Genomic DNA, 16255 nt, shown 5'->3' with positions numbered 1-16255 from the left:
TTGTAGAGAAATCCGTTACTTGTTAGCATCTAAATACAATAAATAGTAATGTTAAAATACCTTTACAAAGCGGATTGGCATGGTTTCCACCGTTCAATGTCAAGCATTTATTTTCGGAAGCAATTGTTTATTTTTTTTGGGTTGATTTTCGATATACTGTAATCATCCGAAGAAATTATTTAGCCAGCCTTATGCCTGTAAACTGCCACTGCAGTGATGTGGGAAAGAAATTTCTGTATGTTTTCCGGCTGTGTCCTTTTGGTGTTGCCAATGAAGCACCTCGCAAAACCATCTGATTGACCATAAATTTTCCGTTATACTCTCCCACTGCTCCTTCTTCTTTTGCAAAGCCGGGATACGGAAGATAAGCACTTCCTGTCCATTCCCATCGTTTTCCCCATCTTAAAAAATCGGAAGCGATTTCCCATTCTGCTTCGGTAGGCAAGCGCATTCCTTTCCATGAGGCAAAAGCAGAAGCTTCAAAAAAGTTGATGTGACAAACGGCCACATCCGGATTTGTTTCTTTTAAACCGTTTAAAGTATAATGCATCCATTGACCTTCTATGAAATGCCAGTATAAAGGAGATTTAGCATTATTTTGTTTTACCCAGTCCCAGCCTTCCGCATGCCAGTGCCTGAAATCTTCATATCCTCCGTCATTCATAAATTCAATATATTCTGAGTTGGTTACTAAGCGGTTTGAGATCTGGAAATCATTGAGGTATACTTTATGTCTGTTAAGTTCATTATCAAAACAGAATCCTTCTCCTTCAAAACCTATTTCATAAATACCTTCACCGAAAGAAAGCATTTCAGAATTTTCCGGTTCTGATTTTTCTAACGGAAAATTTTCGTTGTAAGCGGGAAATAACGGATTGTGACCCAGAATATATTTGATATCAGTTAATAACAATTCCTGATGCTGCTGTTCGTGGTTTAGACCTAATTCAAAGAGTTTTTGAAGATCATCGGATAAGCCGTTGTTTAAAAGAAAAGTTTCCATTTGTTCATCGACATATTTCCGATACTGAAAAATATCGGCAACAGAAGGCCGGCTCAAATTTCCTCTGTCAGTCCTAATAACTCTCGCACCAATGGTTTCGTAATAACTGTTGAAAACGAAATTGTATTGTGCATTAAAAACCTGATAACCATCAAGATTCGGGATCAAAATAAAAGTTTCGAAAAACCATGTTGTATGTCCTAAATGCCATTTCGGAGGACTTACATCTACAACAGGCTGAACTACAAAATCTTCCGTTTCAAGCGGTTCGCATATTTCAACGGATCGCGCTCTGATTCTACAGTAATTCTCAAACAACTGTTTTTCTTTGACTAGTGTATTCTGTTCGATCATCGTTTTAGGTTTTAATTTAAATTAGATTTTCCAGATCGCATCCACAAACCAGCCTTTGTTATCAGAAATCTGTTTCAACGGCTTAAATCCGGTCTTTCTTGCCATTATATCTATTTCCTTTTCTGAGTATTTTTGGGAAATTTCCATATACACCGCTTCATTTGCTTTAAAACTGATTTCCTGATCATCAATATGTACCTTCTGATCTTCAAGACTAATCAGATAACTTCTGCATGCTCCCGAAAGCGGATCATAGGTCTGATAATGACTAAAATGATCTATATTAAAGTCTGCTTCCAATTCTTCATTAATTCTGGTTAAAAGATTGAGATTAAAAGATGAAGTAATTCCTTCTTTATCGTTATAGGCAGCAAGAATGGTGTGGGGATTTTTCTTCAGATCAAAACCAATAAGAAGAATATCATTTGGATTGAGTTTCGATTTTAATGCATTACAGAATTCATAGGCTTCTTCAATTTCCATATTTCCAATATTTCCACCTAAGAAAAGAATGACTTTTCTGCGAGAAGAAATTTCGTTGGCCTTATCGAGCATTTCAAAGTATTCTCCATTAAGACCTGTCATTTGAAGCTCCGGAACTTTTGAAGTAAGATTTTCCTCCAAAATTGAAATAATATTTGCGGAAATATCAATCGGCATGTAGGTAAAATCAGCGTTTTGCGCTACAAGATATTCAAGCAGATACAAGGATTTTGTAGCATCTCCGGCTCCGAGTTCAACCAGATCAAAAGGCTCATCGAATGCTCGGATTGCTTTTGCAATTTCATTCTTTTTTCTTGTAAAAATTTCGAGTTCGCAATCAGTGAGATAATATTCCGGCATATTCATGATCTGTTGAAAAAGCTCATCTCCTTTTTTATCGTAGAAATATTTGGATAATAAATGTTTGGGCTCCTCACTCAGTCCGTTTAAAATTTCATTTTTAAATTTGTGATGGGTATCGTAATCAGCCAATGAAGATGTTGCCGTAGTCGTATTTCGGTTCATATTAATCTGGATTTCGTATGCAGATTACAGCAATTAGTCTGCCATTGAACAAAACAGATGTTAATATTCCGGCTGTATATCAAAAGGTTTTGGGTTTATAAAACAAAATTTTAGTTTTAATTTTTATAAAATTGTATATTTACGATTCAAAATCGACTATATGGATTTAAAAGACAGGATGATTCTCAGTATTATTCAGGAAGATTCTACGCTTTCTGTGAAAGAAATTTCAGAAAAAATTGGTCTTACCTTTACTCCAACGTATGAACGCATTAAGCAACTGGAGAAAAACGGAATTATTGAGAAATACGTAGGTCTTTTAAACCGTGAAAAACTAGGCTTGAATATTGTCGTTTACTGCAATGTCCGTTTAAAAGAACAGTCTAAAAAAGTTCTGGAAACTTTTGAAAAAAATATCATGCAACATGATGAAGTTCAGGAAATCATCAGTCTTTCCGGTGAATACGACTATATGCTGAAGATTATCGCAAAAGACATTAATTCTTATAATGATTTTACGGTGAATGTGATCTCAAACATCCCGAATATCGGTCAATATCACAGTTCTATTGTATTGCACGAGGTGAAAAAGTCTACGAAGTTTAAGATTGATCTGGGTTAAATTGAACCATTAAGATTTTAATTAAGAAATTAAGCTAATTTAAGATTTTGAAGCGAATTATATCAAAAATCCTATATCTCTTAATTTTTTTAACTCCTTAAATGAATCTTAATGGTTTAAAATAATTCAACCCAATAATTTATTTTTCAGTTTATTAAACTGATATTCTATCTTATCTAAACACAAATTTCCAATACTTCCCTGATGCGTATGGTTTAAACTTCCAGTTTCAAAATCGAATGCATTATTTTCAATCTCCTGCCCTACTTTTACGTAAGCATCCCGGAAGGAACTTCCGTTTTTTACTTCTTCATTGATTTTCTCTACGCTGAAAAGATATTTGTATTTTTCATCCTCCAAAATCCCGTCTTTCACCTGAATATTGGGTAATGTATAATTTAAAATTTCCAGACATTCTTTTAAGGAATCAATCGCAGGGAAAAGGATTTCTTTTGTAAGCTGCATATCTCTGTGATAGCCTGAAGGAAGGTTATTCGTGAGCAAAATAAATTCATTCGGTAATGACTGTATTCTGTTGCAGCGCGCCCGAACCAGCTCAAAAATATCCGGATTTTTCTTGTGTGGCATAATGCTGCTTCCTGTGGTAAATTCCTTCGGAAAACTTATGAAATCGAAATTCTGGCTTAAATACAGACAAACATCGTAAGAGAATTTTCCTAATGTTCCCGCTAAAGTCGCCATTGCCATCGACAGCATTTTTTCAGACTTCCCACGCGTCATCTGGGCATACACGGAATTGTAATTCATCGACTGAAAGCCTAAATTGTATGTTGTACTCTCACGATCAATCGGGAACGATGAACCATAACCTGCCGCAGAACCCAATGGATTTTTATTGATAATATTTTTAACTGAAAACAGCATTTCAATATCATCCAACAATGCTTCTGCATAGGCTCCAAACCACAATCCGAATGAGGAAGGCATTGCAATCTGCAAATGGGTATATCCCGGAAGCAAAACATTTTTATGCTGTTCCGCCAGTTTGATTAATATCTGAAAGAATTCGTCTGTTAATGTGGTAATTTCACGGATTTCGTCTAATAAATACAATTTAATATCCAGTAAAACCTGATCGTTTCTGGAACGCGCCGTGTGAATTTTCTTTCCGGTATCGCCTAATTTTTCAATTAAAATCGATTCAATCTGAGAATGAATATCTTCCGCATTTTTATCAATTTTAAATGTACTGTTTTCAATATCTTCTAAGATTTCCTTTAAAACAATCAACATTTGCTCTGATTCTTCAACAGAAATAATTCCCACTTCTGCCAACATTTTGCAGTGCGCCATTGAACCTTTGACATCGTATTTTGCCAAACGTTCATCAAAATCAAGATCTTTCCCGACTGTGAATGTATTGACTAATATATTGGTGGCGTTATTGTCTTTCTGCCATATTTTTTTCATAAAATTTCTTTTTTGTTTTTAAAATTTTCTTTTGTCTTAAAACAAAAGAAACAAAAATTCAAGACTGGAAACTCCGGCTAAAAATTTAAATTGAACCCTAAAATCCCCAAAACTTGCGCGAATTGAATATTTGTTCTTCGATTTGATATTCCCGTCGCACTCAAACAGTGGGATTTTCTTAACGTTCATAAAATTATTTTTCTTAACGCTCCATTTTCCTAGGTCGATATTTTTATGCTTCATAAACTTCCATCATCCCTCTTCCTACTTCCAGCCTATAAAACTTTCTCTAAAATTTGAATATAAATCTCAATCCCTTCTTCTATTTCCTTTATGTAAATGTATTCATCCACGGTGTGAGAACGGGTACTGTCGCCGGGACCGAGCTTTACGGAGGTACACGGAATGATTGCCTGATCAGATGATGTTGGGGAACCGTACGTTGTCCTCCCAATTTCCAAACCTGCTTTTACAAAAGGATGATCCATTTCAATTTTAGAAGAATTTAATCTGAACGATCTTGCGGTTAAAGTGGATTTCATCTGAGACTGTATGATTTCAAATGCTTCTTTATTAGAATATTCATCCGTAACTCTTACATCTAAAGTGAAAGTACAGGATTCCGGAACAACATTATGCTGAACTCCCGCGTGGATTCCTGACAAAGTAATTTTAACTTCACCCAAATAATCCGAAACTTTTGGAAATTTGAAATTTAAAATACGCTGCAAATCTTCCATACATTTTACAATCGAATTATCATTGTTCGGATGAGCGGCGTGAGAAGGAGTGCCTTTCATTTCACCGTCAATTACCAAAAGTCCTTTTTCTGCAATCGCCAGATTCATCTGCGTGGGTTCTCCTACAATGGCGAGTTCAATGTTCGGTAATTGGGGGAAAAGCGCTTCAATACCATCAAAACCTGAAATCTCCTCCTCTGCCGTTAAGGCTATAATTAAGTTATATTGTAAATTTTCTTTTTCATAAAAATGTAAAAAAACCTGCGCCATCGAAACCAATGAAGCTCCCGCATCATTACTTCCCAATCCGAATAATTTTCCGTCTTTTTCAATCGGAACAAATGGATCCAAAGTATAAGCTTTGTTAGGTTTTACGGTATCGTGATGCGTATTCAGCAAAATAGATGGCTTGAAAACATCAAAATTTTTATTTACCGCCCAAATATTATTTTTAAAACGTTTTGTCGGAATCTGATGTTTTTTGAAAAAATTTTCAATTTCCACCGACGTGTTAAATTCATCCTTGCTGAAGGACGGAATTTCAATCAGCTTTTTTAAAAATTCAATGGCATTATCCCGCAATTCTTCTTTGCTATAAACAGATTTCAGTTCCTGCATGATGGTTTTCTATATGGTTTTTCAGTTCGGTTTCTTTAATTAAGAATACCTTATTGACATTATTTTTTACTGCTCCCAAAGCGTTTTCTAACTTTGGAAGAATTCCTTTGTGAAGTTTTCCATCTTCTTTTAAGATTGAAAATTCTTCTTCGGAGATATTTTTAATAACCGATTCCGGATTGTTTACATCTTCCAGAACACCTTCTTTATCAAAACAGTATAACAACTCCACATCATATTTTACGGATAAAGCCTGTGCAATTACCGAAGCGATCGTATCTGCATTGGTATTGAAAAGATGCCCTTTTTTATCATGGGTAATTGCCGAAAATACAGGAACAAGTTCCAGTTTCAGCAATTTTGAAATTAATTTTCTGTTCACGCTTTTTTCGGTGATATCTCCCACAAATCCGAAATCTATTTCAGCGTGTTCTCTTTTTTTGGCTTTAATTAAGTTCGCATCCGCTCCCGAAAAACCAATGGCTTTACACTTTTTCTGCTGAAGTTTTGCGACAATGTTTTTATTGATTCCTCCTGCATAAACCATTGCGACAATGTCCAACGTCTCTTTATCGGTTATTCTCCTTCCGTTTACAAGTTTTTGCTCAATTCCGAGTTTATCGGCTAAAGTTGTTGCCAGTTTTCCTCCTCCATGTATCAGGATTTTCTTTTCCTGAATTTCTGCAAATTGCTCTAAAAATTGTTCTAACAACTCCTCGTCATCAATTAATGCTCCGCCAATTTTTATGATGTATAACTTTTCTTTCATTACAAATCTTTTTTGGAAACCTCATAGGTTTTTGAAACCTATGAGGTTTGTTTTATTAAGAATTCAATTCATCTAAAATTTCAGAAAAAACAGCCTGTGCAGAGAAAATCCGGTTTTTTGCCTGCTGATAAATGATTGAATTTTCACCATCCATCACCTCATCGCTCAGTTCCACATTTCGACGAACCGGAAGGCAATGCATTACTTTTGCATGATTGGTATTTTTCAGTTTTTCGTTCGTCAGCATCCAATTTTCTTTTACTTCATGCATTTTAGCATAATCATCAAAAGACGACCAGTTTTTAACATAGATAAAATTGGCATCTTTTAATGCTTCTTCCTGATTATGAATAACTTTCACATTTTTTGTAAAATTTTTATCTAAATCATACCCTTCCGGATTGGCAATGACAAAATCTACATCCATTTCCTGCATCCATTCTGCAAAGGAATTTCCCACCGCATGAGCAATCGGTTTAATGTGAGGCGCCCAGGTTAAAACCACTTTCGGTTTACGATTTACACTGAGCTTGTCGAAGTGCAAGTTTTCGGTAATGGTGATGCAATCTGCCAGACTTTGCAAAGGATGACGTGTCGCAGATTCAAGAGAAATAACCGGAACTTTTGCATGTTGCTCAAACTGGCTTAAAATGCTTTCGTTTACATCATCTTCCTTACTTTTCATTCCTGCAAAACAACGAACGGCGATAATATCGCAATATTGATTTAATACTTCAATAGCATCTTTGATATGTTCTACTGTATCTCCGTTCATCACTGCACCATCCGCAAATTCTAGGTTCCATGCTTCCTGAGCAGCGTTTAAGGTTAAAATATTTAAGCCTAAATTCTGAGCCGCAATCTGACTGCTTAAACGGGTTCTCAAACTTGAATTTAAAAAGACAAGTCCTATTGTTTTTCCTTTTCCTTTTTCGGGTTCTGAAAGAGGATTTTCTTTAATTTGTAGAGCTTTTTTTATGATTTGCTGTAAGTTTTCAACATCGCTTACAGAGGTGAATTTTTTCATTTGGTAATTTTTATTTTTTCAATGGACAAATGGAATATCCATTTCATTTTTAAATAAATTTTAAAGATTTTTTATCTTACCTACTTGATTGAGTTTTTAACGCTGTGGTCGCGAAGTTTTTTTTATTTAACTTGAAAATATTTTCGTTCGCAAGGGCGTTCTAATCAGCTAATGATAGTTGTGTTTGTCATTCTGAACGAAACAAAGTGTAGTGAAGAATCTCTTTTTGATAATTAATAGATTCTTCCTTCGTCAGAATGACATTCCGCATAATTTTCAAATTCTAAATATTTTCTAAAACTTCTTTCAAAGCATTAATGAATAGATCCGTTTCTTCTTTTTTAATATTAAGCGCCGGAAGAATCCTTAAGACCGCTTTATCATTAGAGTTTCCTGTGAAAATATGATGATGGTACAACAGGCTGTTCCTCACTTCCGAGCAGTCTCTGTCGAGTTCAATACCAATCATCAAGCCTTTCCTTCGGATGGTTTTTATGTGTGGAAAATCTTTAATTTCATTTTCAATATATTCGCCCATTTTCTGAGCATTTTCGATAAGATTTTCATCTTTCATGACATCTAAAACAGCAATTGCCGCAACACAAGCCAAGTGATTTCCGCCAAAAGTCGTCCCCAATAAACCATTACTTGCCTGAAACTTCGGATGAATTAAAACGCCGCCAATCGGGAAGCCATTTCCCATTCCTTTTGCGGTGGTGATGATATCGGCTTCAATCTCAAATTCCTGATGGGCAAAGAAATAACCACTTCTTCCGTATCCCGACTGAACTTCATCTAAAATCAAAACAACATTGTATTTTTCGCATAATTCTTTGATTTTAGTTAAAAATTCAACTGTTGGAATCATAATTCCACCCACTCCCTGAATTCCTTCAATGATGACGGATGAAATTTTATTTCCCTGTTTTTCAAAAACTTCTTCAAGCTGTTCGATATTATTCCATTCAGATTTAATGAATCTTTCATCATAATTCACAGGAGCTACAATTTTAGGATTGTCCGTGACCGAAACTGCTGCCGAAGTTCTTCCATGAAATGAACCTGAAAAATACAGTACCTTATTTTTTCCATTATGAAACGAAGCCAGTTTTAAAGCATTTTCGTTCGCTTCTGCTCCTGAATTACACAGAAACAAATTATAATCTTCTAAACCTGAAAGTTTTCCCAATTTTTCAGCCAGTTCAGTCTGCAATTCATTCTGAACCGAGTTTGAATAGAAAGATATTTTATCTAATTGATTCTTTAACTGAGTTTTATAATGCGGATGGTTATGCCCGATAGAAATCACCGCATGACCTCCGTAAAAATCAAGATATTTTTCTCCTTTATCATCCCAAAGAAATGATCCCTGTGCTTTTACGGGATTGATGTTGAATAATGGATATACGTTGAATAAATTCATGTCTATTTATAAATGATAATTGATGTTTGATGAATAATTCATCTTTATTATATTTTTCTTTTGTCTTGAAACAAAAGAAACAAAAGTTCAAGACTTGGAAACTTCCGCTAAAAAATATTTTTGTTCTCTAAAAATTCTAAAACTTGCGCGAAATCAGCATTTGCTCTTCGGTTCTGTATTTGTTTCGCGCTTCAAACAGTAGAATTTTCTTAACGTTCACAAAACTATTTTTCTTAACGCTACATTTTCCTAAGTCGGTTTTGATTGAGTTGTAAAAATTCACGATTGACCTATTGACTATTCACGTTTAAAACGCTGTCGCTTTCAAGTTTAATCCTAAATTTTCTTCCCAGCCCATGGCGATATTCATGTTTTGAACTGCCTGCCCGGAAGCACCTTTTAACAAATTGTCAATCGCTGAGTGAATGACCGCAACATTCCCACATTTTTCAATCTGTATCACACAGCGATTGGTATTGACAACTTGCTTTAAATCAATTGCTTTTCCGCTTACCTGTACAAAAGGTTCCTCTGCATAAAAATCTTCAAACAACTGATAGATCTGTGAAAGTTCTAAATCTGTCTTTATTGTAGAACTTGTAAAAATTCCTCTCGCAAAGTCTCCTCTCCATGGAACAAAATTCAGACTGATTTCATTGGTATTAAAAGAAACTAATTGTTGTAAAATCTCATCCACATGTTGGTGTGTTAAAGTTTTATAAGCCGAAACATTATCGTTCCTCCATGTAAAATGCGTGGTTGCCTGTAAAGACTGACCTGCACCTGTTGAACCTGTGATTCCTGTTGTATACACTTCATTCAACAACCCTTTTTGAGCTAAAGGAAGCAGAGCGAGTTGAATTGCTGTTGCAAAACATCCCGGATTGGCAATGCTTCTGGCTCCGGAAAGTTGTTTTTTATTGATTTCGGGCAATCCGTAGATAAAATTTCTGTTTCCAAAGTTTCCATCGAGGCGAAAATCGTTCCCTAAATCAATCACCAATGTTTCATCTTTTATGGGATTCTGAATCAGCCAATTCTGACTTTCTTTGTGAGGAAGGCATAGAAAGAGAATATCGACTTCTTCAGACTGATCCGTTAAAATCATTTCACAAACCGTCGTTAAATCCGAGTACAAGTCTGAAATTTTTGTTCCCGAATTTGAACGGCTATATAAAAAACTCAATGACACATTGGGATGAAAAACCAACAGACGAACCAGTTCGCTTCCTGTGTAACCGTTGGCTCCGATGATTCCAATTTTCTTTTTCATTTTATTATTTTCCATAGGTTTTCACCTAAGGTTATTTATATTGAACCCTTCGGGTTCTTTGTTTGTATTGATCTTTTAATCCATAGGTTTTACCTACGGCTATTCGTATTGAACCCTTCGGGTTCATTGGTCTTTGACTCTCTTGCAGCCCGACCTGAACGGAAATCCTTTTGTGAGGAGGAGCGACGAATAAAAGATTGAGACCCTTCGACAAGCTCAGGATAAACTACAGGCGGATAAAGCAGTCCAATTTTATTTATTAATCTGATGATATATATTTAAAGAATTGCTTACAATCTTTGTGTAACCTTTTACATCTTCGCCTGTCCATGCCCTGTTTGCTTCTCCGTAGCTTCCGAATTTGTCCGACATCAAATCGTTTTCAGATTCAATTCCATTCAAAATAAATCGGTAAGGATGAAGAGTTACAAATACTTTTCCGCTGACTGTTTTTTGAGAATCAACAAGGAAAGACTCGATATTTCTCATCACAGGATCTAAGAAAAGTGCTTCGTGAAGCCAGTTTCCGTACCAGTCGGATAATTGGGACTTCATCATCTGCTGATATTTTGAAAGCGTATGTTTTTCTAATAAATGATGTGCTTTGATAATCACAGAAGCCGCTGCTGCCTCGAAACCTACCCTTCCTTTGATTCCGACAATGGTATCTCCTACGTGAATATCACGACCGATTCCGTAAGCCGAAGCCAATTCTTCAATTTTCTGAATGGCGTAAACCGGATGTTCGAAATTCGCTCCATTTACAGAGATAATTTCACCATTTTTAAATTCAAATTCCAGTTCAGAGGGTTGATTTTCTTTAATTTGTGACGGAAAAGCTTCTTCAGGAAGATAATTTCGTGAAGTCAGCGTTTCCTTACCGCCAACTGAAGTTCCCCAAAGTCCTTTATTGACAGAATATTGTGCTTTCTGAAATTCCATTTCGTAACCGTGACTTTTTAAGAATTCAATTTCTTCTTCACGGGAAAGAGCCATATCACGAATGGGCGTAATGATCTCTACATTCGGACACATTACCTGAAAAATGAGATCAAAACGAACCTGATCGTTACCCGCTCCCGTACTTCCGTGCGCAATTGCATCCGCTCCGATTTCAATCGCATATTTTGCAATTTCCTGCGCCTGAATGGTACGCTCCGCACTTACAGACAGAGGATAGGTATTGTTTTTCAGAACATTTCCGAAAATCAGATATTTTACACAAGAATTGTAATAATCTTCCTGAGCATCAACGCACCTGTATTCTTTTACCCCAAGATTCAGGGCTTTTTTCTCCAGTTCTTTTTCTTCATCTTTGGAAAAACCTCCGGTGTTTACAGTAACTGCATACACATCATATCCCAGTGTTTCGCTGAGATATTTGGCGCAGTAAGAGGTATCAAGACCTCCGCTAAATGCTAAAACTACTTTCTTGCTCATTATTGTATCTGTTTTCAGACTGATTATTTTCAGTGCTGTTTTTTGTATTATCGGGAACGAAAAGCATTGCTGTGCAAAGACAGTTTTTCCGTTCTTTTTTCATTAAAATATCATAATTCACGCAGCTTTTGCAGCCGTTCCAGAATTCTTCATCCTGAGTAAGTTCAGAATAAATAACGGGTTTATATCCTAAATCGCTGTTGATCTTCATTACTGCTAAACCGGTAGTTAATCCGAAAATTTTAGCGTTTGGGTATTTTTTTCGGGATAAAGCGAATACTTTGTCCTTGATTAAGGTTGCCACTCCCAAATGTCTGAATTCGGGAGAGACAATAAGCCCGGAATTGGCAACAAACTGACCGTGAGACCATGTTTCTATATAACAGAAACCTACCCACTTTCCTTTATCGGTGGCGACTACAGCATTTCCATCAGTAATTTTTTTACTGAGGTATTCTATGGAACGTTTGGCAATCCCCGTTCCTCTTCGCTGTGCAGAATCGTACATTTCCTGCTGTATTTCACTCACATACATCAGATGTATGGATGAGGAAATTTCTATTTCCATTTATTTATCTAAATTTTTTGGCAAATTTAAAATATAATTTCTTTTAAAACCAAATAAAAAAGATAATTTTATTGAATTAAATTAATATACAGGTAATTTTATCTTTAAACAAAATTAATATTTTGCTAAATTATTATATATTTGCTAAAAAGATATAGTTATGGAAAATCGCTGCCCGAAATGCAACACAGACAAAGTGGTTAAAAGCGGAATTGTAAACAACAAACAACGCTTTCTATGCAAAGACTGCAACTATTATTTTACGGTAAAAAAACTGGGAAAGCAAATAGATGATTACTACGTAACCAAAGCTTTACAGCTCTATCTCGAGGGATTGAGTTTTCGTGAAATTGAAAGAATTATAGGCGTTTCTCATGTGACGATCAGTTCATGGATCAAAAAATACAATATTACACGACCTCCTCATTCTGAGTTTCATCCGGTATATAAAATCCTAAAACAAAATGAGCTGATTGAATATATGAGTAAAGAAGAAAATCTGAAAAATTCAGGATTAATTATCACTCAGTTTGCAGACAAATATATGCTCATTAAGTGGGAAAGATTTAAAAAATAATTTCAAAATCAATTGAAAATAAATGAATTGAGAATTTAAAATTCAGCTCAACAACAATAAATTTTAAACTCAAAACTTAGAATTTTAAGATCTATCTATATACTTACCATTAATATATATTAAATTTCTTTAAATAAATTTTTAATTACAATTTGGCTTTCACAAAAAACAACGCCAAAAATTGATAATTTATGAAGAAATTAATCACTTTTATTGGATTGGCTCTAATCAGCAATTCTTTATACGCTCAAGGTTCGCCGGATTACGGAAGCGGATTAAAAATTAATCTTAATCAGCAGGGCGATAAATATGTCAGGTTCATTTTATGGGATCAGTTCTGGTTGAGGAACACGCAAATGAATCCGGGAAGTATGGTTGGCGGAGAACCGACAGACAATTCTTGGAGTCTGGGAAACAGGAGATTACGTACTTTGGCGTACGCTCAGATTTCCAAAAGATATATGATCTTAGCGCATTTTGGGATTAACAATCAGACATTTATCAATGGAGGCGGTTCGGGAACTTCAGGAACAGGAGGTTATGGAAACGGTAAAAAACCGCAGCTCTTTTTTCATGATGCATGGAATGAATACGCTGTATTTCTACCCGGAGAAGCAGGAAAATTTACCTTGTCTTTAGGGGCGGGACTGCATTATTACATGGGACTTTCCCGAATGACGATGGCTTCAACTTTAAACTTCCTTACGGTTGACTCCCCTATTTTTACGTGGCCATTAATCGATAATTCCGATCAGTTTGCAAGGCAACTGGGAATGTTTGCTAAAGGTAAATACGGAAAACTGGAATACCGTTTCAGCTTAAATAAGCCTTTTGCAACGGATTTAACTCAGGTAAATGTTACCGATCCGGCTAAAGCGGTTGCCGTAGACAATAACGGAAATCCTAATTTTTCAAAAGCGGGATATGTAGAGTATCAGTTTTTGGATGAAGAATCCAACGTATTGCCTTTCAAAGTAGGTTCTTATCTGGGAACCAAAAAAGTTTTTAATCTTGGCGCAGGATTTTACCATCAAAAAGACGGAACCCGAACTTCTATAAATTCCACTGTTGAAAAGCACGACATCACCCTTGTTGCAGTAGATGCTTTTGCAGATATTCCTTTGGGAAATGCTAAAAATAAAATGGCAGTTTCCGCGTATGCAGGTTATTACAACTATCAGTTTGGTCCGAATTACGTGAGAAATTTAGGAATTATGAATATCGCTGCTTCTGATCCGAATTTTACGGGAAGCAAAGCCATTGCAGGAGTAGGAAATCTGCAGCCAACCATCGGAACAGGGAATATTATCTACGCACAAGCCGGATTGCTATTGCCAAGTCAGGCTGAAAAACCGAAAATCAGAATCCAGCCTTTCGCGGCGTATACTCACAAGAATTTTGAAGCGTTTGACAAATCTTCGTCACAGTTTGATGTGGGCGCAAACTGGTTCATAGACGGTCATCATGCGAAAATTACCACGCAGTATTCAACAAGACCGGTTTATACAAGTCCTACGGAAAGTCCTTCTTCAAAAGGGGAATTCATTGTACAGTTCCAGATTTATTTATAAAAATATTAATCATTATTTTTTTTACAATCGCAAAGACGCAAAGCTTTTTTAAACCAGAACGTTTTTAAGACGCAAGAAAATCAAAGATTTTCAGCAAGTCCCTTTTAAATTTTATCGAAGATAAATTCTTTGCGCCTTACAACATAAAGCATATAAAATTTTCCTTGCACCCTTGCGATAAAAAACAAAAACTATCAAAATCCAATCAATTTAAACTAACATCAAAAATTAAAGCATATGAGCGATAACAATGAAATAAGCTACGAGAATATGACTGATAAGCAAAAGAATCGTACGATCTGGAGCGTCATTACAGCATCATCTCTCGGAACACTGATCGAATGGTATGATTTCTATATTTTCGGAAGTCTTGCCGTTGTACTGGCTACTAAATTTTTTCCGGCAGATAATCCTACCGCAGCATTTTTATCCACGCTTGCTACTTTTGCCGCAGGATTTGTCGTGAGACCTTTCGGAGCATTATTTTTCGGGAGATTAGGAGATCTTATCGGGAGAAAATACACCTTTTTGGTTACTTTACTGATTATGGGATTTTCTACATTTCTTATCGGATGTATTCCCAGTTATGAAACCATAGGATTTATGGCTCCTGTTTTGGTATTAATTTTAAGATTATTACAGGGATTGGCTTTAGGAGGTGAATATGGAGGCGCTGCAACTTATGTCGCAGAATACGCACAGCCCGGAAGAAGAGGCTACTGGACTTCATGGATCCAGACTACTGCAACAGCCGGACTTTTCATTTCACTTATTGTAATTATGGTGACAAAAACCACTCTTTCCACTGAGGAATTTGACGGTTGGGGATGGAGAGTTCCGTTCTGGATTTCGATATTAATGGTAGGAGTTTCTTACATCATCAGAAAAAACATGAAAGAATCTCCGCTTTTTGCCAAAGCTAAAAGTGAAGGAAAAACTTCTAAAAATCCATTAAAAGAAAGTTTCGGAAATAAACTGAACTTCAAATTTGTCCTTCTTGCCTTATTCGGAGCAGCGATGGGACAAGGAGTAATCTGGTACACAGGACAGTTTTATGCGATGAGCTTCCTTCAGAAAGTGATGAATATTGAATCGATTCAGGTGGATTATTTAATGGCAACTGCTTTGTTTTTGGGAACTCCGTTCTTCGTTTTCTTTGGATGGCTTTCTGATAAAGTTGGAAGAAAAGCAATCATGATGACCGGAATGCTGATCGCCATTTTAGCGTACAGACCGATTTATGACAGGATGTTTAAAAGCGTTGATTTAAAATCCAAAACCTTTGCAGAAAGCGGCTTGGTTGAAAAAAGAACGGCAAAAATTCATGATAAAATTGCAACGGACAGTTTAATCACCTTTCACAAAGAAACGCTTTTCACAGACGGAACTTTAGCTAAAAAAGACAGTATTGTACACTGGTCTCCGACCGGACCTGTGATGAAAGACGGAAAAGCTGAAGAAGCAAAGGTAACTCAGTCGATAAAGATCAACGACAGCACAAAATGGTATCTTGTATTTTTAGTTTTCATTCAGGTGATTTTTGTAACGATGGTTTATGGTCCTATTGCGGCATTTTTAGTTGAAATGTTCCCGGTAAGAATCCGCTACACTTCGATGTCGCTCCCTTATCATATCGGAAACGGCGTTTTCGGAGGACTGCTTCCTGCTGTTGCCACTTATCTCGTAACCACAGGAAAAGACGGAGGACATCCTGAATGGTATCTGGAAGGACTTTGGTATCCGATAGGCGTTGCCGGAGTCTGTCTTTTAGTCGGATTAATTTATCTTAAAAATAAGAACAATAATATTCACGATTAATCCCGGAATCACT

Annotated in this window: 14 protein-coding genes; 4 read left to right on the top strand and 10 right to left on the bottom strand. The window is 36.1% G+C overall.

What is annotated here, in order from left to right:
* Positions 1–175 precede the first annotated feature (175 nt).
* Together egtB and KKI44_RS00530 are read right to left on the bottom strand one after the other, a co-directional pair.
* Complete coding sequence (egtB, locus tag KKI44_RS00535) at positions 176–1357, bottom strand: ergothioneine biosynthesis protein EgtB (RefSeq protein WP_214589355.1); 1182 nt, start codon at positions 1355–1357, stop codon at positions 176–178.
* A 21-nt stretch (positions 1358–1378) separates the two neighbouring features.
* Positions 1379–2365 (bottom strand): L-histidine N(alpha)-methyltransferase, encoded by a 987-nt coding sequence (locus tag KKI44_RS00530; protein ID WP_214589354.1) that lies wholly within the window; start codon positions 2363–2365, stop codon positions 1379–1381.
* A gap of 160 nt (positions 2366–2525) precedes the next feature.
* Between KKI44_RS00530 and KKI44_RS00525 the strand changes: the two genes are divergently transcribed.
* Complete coding sequence (locus tag KKI44_RS00525) at positions 2526–2987, top strand: Lrp/AsnC family transcriptional regulator (protein ID WP_214589353.1); 462 nt, start codon at positions 2526–2528, stop codon at positions 2985–2987.
* 126 nt (positions 2988–3113) lie between these two features.
* On the opposite strand, the gene argH is transcribed toward KKI44_RS00525, so the two are convergent.
* From argH to KKI44_RS00485, 8 genes are all read right to left on the bottom strand, one after another.
* Positions 3114–4418 carry an argininosuccinate lyase gene (gene argH / locus KKI44_RS00520; RefSeq protein WP_214589352.1) on the bottom strand — a complete coding sequence of 435 codons (1305 nt, stop codon included), beginning with the start codon at positions 4416–4418 and terminating at the stop codon, positions 3114–3116.
* Between the two features lie 275 nt (positions 4419–4693).
* Entirely contained in the window at positions 4694–5776 is a 1083-nt protein-coding gene (locus tag KKI44_RS00515) for a M20 family metallo-hydrolase (RefSeq protein ID WP_214589351.1), read from the bottom strand.
* Positions 5751–6545, bottom strand: a complete 795-nt coding sequence (argB, locus tag KKI44_RS00510; RefSeq protein WP_214589350.1) for an acetylglutamate kinase — start codon at positions 6543–6545, stop codon at positions 5751–5753. The genes KKI44_RS00515 and argB overlap by 26 nt, the downstream gene beginning before the upstream one ends.
* Positions 6546–6600: 55 nt before the next feature.
* Entirely contained in the window at positions 6601–7572 is a 972-nt protein-coding gene (locus tag KKI44_RS00505) for an acetylornithine carbamoyltransferase (protein WP_214589349.1), read from the bottom strand.
* 283 nt (positions 7573–7855) lie between these two features.
* Complete coding sequence (locus tag KKI44_RS00500; protein ID WP_214589348.1) at positions 7856–8995, bottom strand: aspartate aminotransferase family protein; 1140 nt, start codon at positions 8993–8995, stop codon at positions 7856–7858.
* Positions 8996–9302: 307 nt separating this feature from the next.
* Complete coding sequence (argC, locus tag KKI44_RS00495; protein WP_214589347.1) at positions 9303–10268, bottom strand: N-acetyl-gamma-glutamyl-phosphate reductase; 966 nt, start codon at positions 10266–10268, stop codon at positions 9303–9305.
* 252 nt (positions 10269–10520) lie between these two features.
* On the bottom strand, positions 10521–11708 hold the full coding sequence (gene argG, locus KKI44_RS00490; protein WP_214589346.1) for an argininosuccinate synthase: 1188 nt from the start codon (positions 11706–11708) through the stop codon (positions 10521–10523).
* Positions 11680–12276, bottom strand: a complete 597-nt coding sequence (locus KKI44_RS00485) for a GNAT family N-acetyltransferase (protein ID WP_185205749.1) — start codon at positions 12274–12276, stop codon at positions 11680–11682. The genes argG and KKI44_RS00485 overlap by 29 nt, the downstream gene beginning before the upstream one ends.
* Positions 12277–12436: 160 nt before the next feature.
* Here KKI44_RS00485 and KKI44_RS00480 point away from each other — a divergent pair, with 160 nt between their 5' ends.
* From KKI44_RS00480 to KKI44_RS00470, 3 genes are all read left to right on the top strand, one after another.
* Positions 12437–12853: a terminase gpP N-terminus-related DNA-binding protein gene (locus KKI44_RS00480; protein WP_050379900.1), complete on the top strand. Its 417-nt coding sequence runs from the start codon at positions 12437–12439 to the stop codon at positions 12851–12853.
* A gap of 191 nt (positions 12854–13044) precedes the next feature.
* Positions 13045–14424, top strand: coding sequence for a porin (locus KKI44_RS00475; RefSeq protein ID WP_214589345.1), 1380 nt, complete (start codon positions 13045–13047; stop codon positions 14422–14424).
* Between the two features lie 237 nt (positions 14425–14661).
* Complete coding sequence (locus tag KKI44_RS00470) at positions 14662–16242, top strand: MFS transporter (protein ID WP_214589344.1); 1581 nt, start codon at positions 14662–14664, stop codon at positions 16240–16242.
* Positions 16243–16255 lie beyond the last annotated feature (13 nt).

Origin of the sequence: Chryseobacterium sp. ZHDP1 (assembly GCF_018603435.1) — a bacterium.
Lineage (GTDB): Bacteria > Bacteroidota > Bacteroidia > Flavobacteriales > Weeksellaceae > Chryseobacterium > Chryseobacterium indicum.
This window is presented reverse-complemented; position numbering and strand designations above follow the sequence as displayed.

What these genes read in the sequence shown, in the direction of transcription:
- KKI44_RS00485 (WP_185205749.1), bottom strand. Translation starts at nt 12,276, where the DNA reads ATGGAAATAGAAATTTCCTCATCCATACATCTGATGTATGTGAGTGAA.
- argH (WP_214589352.1), bottom strand. Translation starts at nt 4,418, where the DNA reads ATGAAAAAAATATGGCAGAAAGACAATAACGCCACCAATATATTAGTC.
- KKI44_RS00500 (WP_214589348.1), bottom strand. Translation starts at nt 8,995, where the DNA reads ATGAATTTATTCAACGTATATCCATTATTCAACATCAATCCCGTAAAA.
- KKI44_RS00515 (WP_214589351.1), bottom strand. Translation starts at nt 5,776, where the DNA reads ATGCAGGAACTGAAATCTGTTTATAGCAAAGAAGAATTGCGGGATAAT.
- KKI44_RS00505 (WP_214589349.1), bottom strand. Translation starts at nt 7,572, where the DNA reads ATGAAAAAATTCACCTCTGTAAGCGATGTTGAAAACTTACAGCAAATC.
- KKI44_RS00470 (WP_214589344.1), top strand. Translation starts at nt 14,662, where the DNA reads ATGAGCGATAACAATGAAATAAGCTACGAGAATATGACTGATAAGCAA.
- argG (WP_214589346.1), bottom strand. Translation starts at nt 11,708, where the DNA reads ATGAGCAAGAAAGTAGTTTTAGCATTTAGCGGAGGTCTTGATACCTCT.
- KKI44_RS00530 (WP_214589354.1), bottom strand. Translation starts at nt 2,365, where the DNA reads ATGAACCGAAATACGACTACGGCAACATCTTCATTGGCTGATTACGAT.
- KKI44_RS00475 (WP_214589345.1), top strand. Translation starts at nt 13,045, where the DNA reads ATGAAGAAATTAATCACTTTTATTGGATTGGCTCTAATCAGCAATTCT.
- argB (WP_214589350.1), bottom strand. Translation starts at nt 6,545, where the DNA reads ATGAAAGAAAAGTTATACATCATAAAAATTGGCGGAGCATTAATTGAT.
- argC (WP_214589347.1), bottom strand. Translation starts at nt 10,268, where the DNA reads ATGAAAAAGAAAATTGGAATCATCGGAGCCAACGGTTACACAGGAAGC.
- egtB (WP_214589355.1), bottom strand. Translation starts at nt 1,357, where the DNA reads ATGATCGAACAGAATACACTAGTCAAAGAAAAACAGTTGTTTGAGAAT.
- KKI44_RS00525 (WP_214589353.1), top strand. Translation starts at nt 2,526, where the DNA reads ATGGATTTAAAAGACAGGATGATTCTCAGTATTATTCAGGAAGATTCT.
- KKI44_RS00480 (WP_050379900.1), top strand. Translation starts at nt 12,437, where the DNA reads ATGGAAAATCGCTGCCCGAAATGCAACACAGACAAAGTGGTTAAAAGC.